This is a genomic window from Streptomyces mangrovisoli, assembly GCF_000974985.2.
GTDB lineage: Bacteria > Actinomycetota > Actinomycetes > Streptomycetales > Streptomycetaceae > Streptomyces > Streptomyces mangrovisoli.
Genome location: NZ_LAVA02000160.1, coordinates 1 through 5,263, shown reverse-complemented (window position 1 = coordinate 5,263; position 5,263 = coordinate 1). Strand labels below are relative to the sequence as shown.

At 75.6% G+C, this 5,263-nt stretch carries 5 protein-coding genes; 4 read left to right on the top strand and 1 reads right to left on the bottom strand.

Annotated features, from left to right (window positions below; translation table 11 throughout):
* Positions 1-1,068 (bottom strand): hypothetical protein (locus WN71_RS42150; RefSeq protein WP_167383002.1); only part of this gene is annotated, 1,068 nt, incomplete at its 3' end.
* A 342-nt stretch (positions 1,069-1,410) separates the two neighbouring features.
* Here WN71_RS42150 and WN71_RS38650 point away from each other — a divergent pair.
* The 4 genes from WN71_RS38650 to WN71_RS43120 form a co-directional block, all read left to right on the top strand.
* Complete coding sequence (locus tag WN71_RS38650; RefSeq protein ID WP_046592969.1) at positions 1,411-1,782, top strand: DUF4913 domain-containing protein; 372 nt, start codon at positions 1,411-1,413, stop codon at positions 1,780-1,782.
* Between the two features lie 227 nt (positions 1,783-2,009).
* On the top strand, positions 2,010-2,381 hold the full coding sequence (locus WN71_RS38645) for a hypothetical protein (RefSeq protein ID WP_143074937.1): 372 nt from the start codon (positions 2,010-2,012) through the stop codon (positions 2,379-2,381).
* 84 nt (positions 2,382-2,465) lie between these two features.
* On the top strand, positions 2,466-3,869 hold the full coding sequence (locus WN71_RS43125; RefSeq protein ID WP_052743280.1) for a hypothetical protein: 1,404 nt from the start codon (positions 2,466-2,468) through the stop codon (positions 3,867-3,869).
* A 257-nt stretch (positions 3,870-4,126) separates the two neighbouring features.
* A partial coding sequence (locus tag WN71_RS43120; RefSeq protein WP_338058730.1) for a BTAD domain-containing putative transcriptional regulator occupies positions 4,127-5,263 on the top strand: 1,137 nt, incomplete at its 3' end.

Genomic DNA, 5,263 nt, shown 5'->3' with positions numbered 1-5,263 from the left:
GGGCAGGGGCGCGGCGGGCGGGGGCGGGAGCGCGTTCTGAGGGGGTGGGGCGTCCTGGCCCTGCCGACGGCCGTTCTGCCCGTCGTGCCGCTCCTGCCGCTCCTGCCCTTCCTGCCGCTCCATCGACGCGATGAAGCGGTCCCAGTGGTCCAGGAGCGGCTCGTCGCTCCGGCTCGGCTCGTCGCTCCGGTTCGGCTCGTCGCTCCGGTTCAGCTCGTCGCTCCGGAGCGGCTCGTCGTCGTACAGGGCCAGGGAGTCGTACAAGGCCGGTCCGTCGTACAGGACCGACTCGTCGTACGGGGCCGAGTCGTCGTGCAGGGCCGGCCGGTCGTGCTCGGGCGGCCCGTCGTGCACCGCCGGCTCGGGCACCATGGCGTTCGCCGCGTCCCGGGCCGGTGCCGGGGTGTACGCCGGGGGGCCCTGGACGAAGTCGGTGTCCTCGCCCCGCTCCCTCGGGTCAGGCCCGGCGGGCGGCGACAGCTCCCTCAGATACGCGTTGTTGGCGTACTCCACCAGGAACGAGTCCCGGCCGCTGCCGACATCCCGGTCGTAGGCGCGCAGCCACGTGTCGTCCGTCCTGATCTTCTCCAGGACCGTGGCCTCGAACGCCCACCGGTGTTCCGGCGGCAGCGCGCCGACCAGCTGGACGATCTGGTCGACCGACGAGAACTCCCCACCCGGGCCCTCGCCCGCCCGCCGCTCACGGCCGGCCCCCTGTCGGCGCTCCGGGCCCGGCTCCCGCTCCTCCGTCCGGCCGAGCGGCTCCCGCCCCCGCTCCTGCGCCCCGGACAGCTGCTGTCCGGCCCCCGCCGGGCCGGACGGGAGGTCGTACCCGCCGTCTCTCTCCCCTCCGCCCGTGCCGGGCCCGGATCGCCGGGTGAACATCCGCCGCAGCAGCCGCATCAGGTTCCGCATCCCCTCGGCGAGCAGCCGACGGGTGCCGTCCCAGGCCTGCCGGGCACGGCCGGGGTGCTCCAGCCTGAGCAGGGCGTCGGACATCCGGTCGACGTCGACCGCGGCGGAGACCGACCGGCTGTCGTCGCGGGGCCTCGGACCGAGGTCGGACATGGCGCCCCTCTCGTGGGCCGGAGATGCCGATGGGAGGCACAACGGGCCGTGCGGGGCAGGCGGTTCAACCCGGCCGTTGAACCGTGCCCGGCGCGGGCGCGTTTCGTCCTCACCACGGCCGGAACCGAGCAGCGAAGAATGGACGTGCCGACGATGACCACCGAGACACCCGCGGCGCCTGCGGACCCTGCGGCCCCCACGGCCCCCTCGCCCCCCGCGGCCTCCGCGGCCTCCGCACCGGCGCCCGCAGCCGCACCCACGCCCACGCCCACGCCCACGCCCACACACAACCAGCAGGACGGCCCGGCCCCCGAGCCGCGGGACCCCGCCCCGCCGCGGTTCATCCTGTATCTCCAGGGCGCCGAGTACGGGCAGACGCTGCGGCGGCTGACCCTGTGGGTGCACAACGTGCTGCTGCCGGTGTACGGCAGGGAGGTCACCTCCACCGCCCCCTGGTGCTCCCGCTGGTGGGAACACCACGAGGCGGTGGCCCAACTGCACGCCCTGTGGCTGGCCTGGGGCGAACTGACCGGCCCCGACGGCGGGATGACCGGTCCGGGCGCCTGGCACCGGGACTTCCTGGGTCCGGTGATGACCGGGCTCCGGGACCCCCAGGGCCCGTTCGCGGGCTGCAAGCCGGGCGGTCACCGGGCCAAGGAGGTCCCGCCGGTGGACGCCAAGGACCCGTTCGGCCCGCGCCCCGGCGGTGCCTGACCGACCGCGCCCTCGGGCGGCCCGCGCGGGACGTGACCCTGGCGGCCTGGTTCCGGCGTGACCCGCCCGCCGGATCGAACCGTCGCCGCATCGAACCGCTCGCCGGATCGAACCGGTCGCCGCATCGAACCGGTCGCCGGATCGAACCGCTCGCCGCCCGGGTGCGTTTCTCCTTCCCGTCGACCGCCCACCGGCGGGCGGTCCCGCGCAGAGAGGCGGCACAGCTCATGTCGACACCACAGGAAGCGGCGCCCGCGGACCGACAGCAGGGACAGCCGCAGGAACGGCGGGACGAGCGGCAGCAGGACGCGCAGCCGCCGTACGTCCCCACGGCGCAGGCCCCGTCCATGCCCTCACTGACCGCGACGGCCCCGGCGACCGGCTTCTCGAACCCGCAGACCGCCTGGGCCCTCGACCTCTCGTCCCTCTTCCCGACGGCTGTCGGCCAGGGCGTCGGCCGGTACTCCCCGTTCGACACCGACCGGCAACCCGCTCCCCGGGCGGAGCGGCCCACGTCGGGACAGGAGCCGTCCCACCCCGTGCCGGCCGTCCCCCGCGGCAACCCGGCCCAGGACGGCCAGAAGGCCAAACGCCGCTAGCGCTCACGCTCGGGCCGGCGGGCTTGAACCGCGCCCGTGCGAACCCCGTTGTAGTGGCGTTCTGAACGCCAGGAAAGGAAGGGCATGAGCCGGGACGAAGAGAGGGACGACCCGAACACGAGGGTGCTCGCGGTGGTCATCGCCGCCGACGGTTCCGCCGTCATCGACGGCGTGCCCGTGCCGGTGACGGACGGGGAGGCCCTCGACGCCGCGATCCTCGACGCGCTGCACGACCGCGCGAGCCGCCGGAACACGCCCGTCACGGCGGCCATCTCCGACCCCGCCGTGGCGGACGTGACCCATGTCGAGGTCGCCCCGGACGGTTCGAGCAGACTCGTGGAGCGCCCGCCCGCGCAGGCTCCCGCGGTGGGTCCCGCCGCGGTCGAAGCGGTGCCGGCGCCGCCCGGAGCCGACGCCGGCCCGGACGACGTACCGCCTGATTACACAGGCGCGGGCGCGGGCCACGGTGATGGCGAGGGGATGGGTCCGGGTGCGCGTCCGCCGGGGGAGCATCCGTCGGCGCCGTCCGCGCCGCCGCGGCGCACCGCCCCCGTGCCCGGCGCCCTCCTGCGGCGCCCGGCCCCCGGCGAGGGGAAGGCGTCGCGGCAGTCGGACGACGAGTACCAGCCGTCCGGTCTGCTCCACCGGCCTCTGGTCGTCGGGCCGGTGGCGCTCGGCGTGGCCGCGCTCGTGATCGTGCCGCTGGTCCTGATGGGCGGTGGCTCGGACGACGGCGGCCGGCAGAACACCGCCGCCGGGGCGAGCACCGGGACCGCCGGATCCCGGGCGGGCCACGGCGGTCCGGCGGGCCGCGGTCCGAAGTCCACGGCGACCGTCGCCGTCTCCGGGACACCCGGCGCGACGCCGTCCCCGGCCGCCACGTCACCGAAGCCGAAGGCCACGCCGGAGCACACCCCGCACGCCGGCGGTGGAAAGGCCACCGCCACCGTGACCGTACGGCCCCCGAAGGCCACCGCGACCGTGACCGCGCGGCCCGCGAAGGACACCGCCGCCACCGCCGTGAACCGGCTCGCCGGGAACGATCCGGGACGGCACATCTGCTACCGGGCGTACGTCGCCGGGAAGGGCTGGCAGAAGCCCGTGTGCGACGGCACGGTGGCCGGTACGACGGGCCAGAACCGGGCGGTCAAGGCGCTCGACATCGCGGTCCGCGGAACCGGCGGCGTGGCCGCAAACGCCTTTGTGCACAACCCCGGCTCGACCGACGGCAAGGGCGTCTGGAAGCCGCACTGGACGCCCAACACCGCGGACGGCAAGGACATCTACATCGGCAGTACGGCCAAGGGCGCCCCGGACATGCTGGGTTACGCCATCAACATCGGCAGCGGCGGCCAGATCTGCCAGGTCGCCCACGTCCACAACGTCGGCTGGACACAGCAGGGTTGTGTCGGACCGCGTCCCGCGTACACCTTCGGCGGCACCCTCGACAACAGCCTGTGGCTGGAGGCGGTCAGGTTCACGGTGTGAGCGGCACCGCCCTCGCGGGGTGAGCCTCGCGACCCCCGCGGTGTGACCCGTTCCTCTCGGTGATGTATCTCGCGTGCCACGACGGTCGCAGGTCGTAAACAGTTCATCACCGAAGCCTCATGGGCACATCGAGTGTCACTACAGTCCGAAGCGTGAACGGAGCGAACGCAACTTCCTTACGTTTCGCGGTACTTGGCCCTGTTCGGGCCTGGTGCGGGGGCCGGGAGCTCGACCTCGGTTCGCCGCAGCAGCGCGTCGTGCTGGCCGCGCTGCTGCTGCGCCGGGGGCGGGCCGTCACCCTCGCCGAACTGATCGACGCCGTCTGGGGCGTGGAGCCGCCGTCGGCCGCCGTGTCCGTGCTGCGCACGTACGTCTCACGCCTGCGCAAGGCGCTGGAGCCCGACCGCGGCCCGGACGCGCCGCCCCGAACGATCGTTTCCGTGGGCGACGGATACCGGGCCCGGACGGCGAAGGACGCGCTCGACCTGGCCGCCTTCGAACGACAGGTCGCGGACGCGGCGAAGGCGACCGCGGCGGGCGACATCTCCACCGCCGCCGCGCTGCTGCACCGCGCCCTCGACGGGTGGCGGGGCGTGGCGCTGGCCGGCCTGCCCGGCCCGCTGGCCGAGGCCGAGCGCTCCCGGCTGGCCGAGGAGCGGCTGAACGCGCTGGAGCGGCGCCTGGACCTCGACGTCCGGCTCGGCCGCCACGGCCAGGTGGTCTCGGAGCTGATGGCGCTGACCGGCGAACACCCGCTGCGGGAGGAGCTGTGCCGGCTGCACATGCTGGCCCTCTACCGGTCCGGCCGACAGGCCGAGGCCCTCGCGGCCTACCGGGGGACCCGTGCGACGCTGGTGACGGAGCTGGGCATCGAACCCGGCGCGCCCCTGCGGGACCTGCACGCCCGCATCCTGGCCTCCGACCCGTCCCTGCTCCCCACCCAGCCCCCGGCCTCCGCCCTCGCTCCGGTCTCCACCCTCGCCGCCCCCTTCCCCGCCCCCACCGCGGACGCGGCCCCGCACCACCCCGCGGACCCCGCCGCCGCGAGGCCGCCCGCACAGGGCGTCCCGCACGGCAGAGCCGCCTCCTCCGGCACCGCGGACGCCCCTGGCGCGGCCCGCAGCGCCATCCGCGAGGGCACGCCCGGCGGTACGGCCCCGGGTGGCACGGAACCGAACCGTGTCCGGCCTCCGTATCCGGCCGCCCGGACGCCCGCGGCCCGCTCCACCGGAGACCGGGCCGCCGACCCCACCGGACCCTCCACGGCCCACCCCACCGGAGACCCGGCGGCCGAACCCATCGCACACCAGCCCACCGACCCCACCGGACCCCCCACGGCCCACCCCACCGGACACCAGCCCGCCGAGCCCGCCGGACACCACGCAGCCGATCCC

Bases quoted from the DNA above. Each gene is read 5' to 3' on its own strand.
- WN71_RS43125 (WP_052743280.1), top strand. From the start codon at position 2,466: ATGAGCCGGGACGAAGAGAGGGACGACCCGAACACGAGGGTGCTCGCG.
- WN71_RS38645 (WP_143074937.1), top strand. From the start codon at position 2,010: ATGTCGACACCACAGGAAGCGGCGCCCGCGGACCGACAGCAGGGACAG.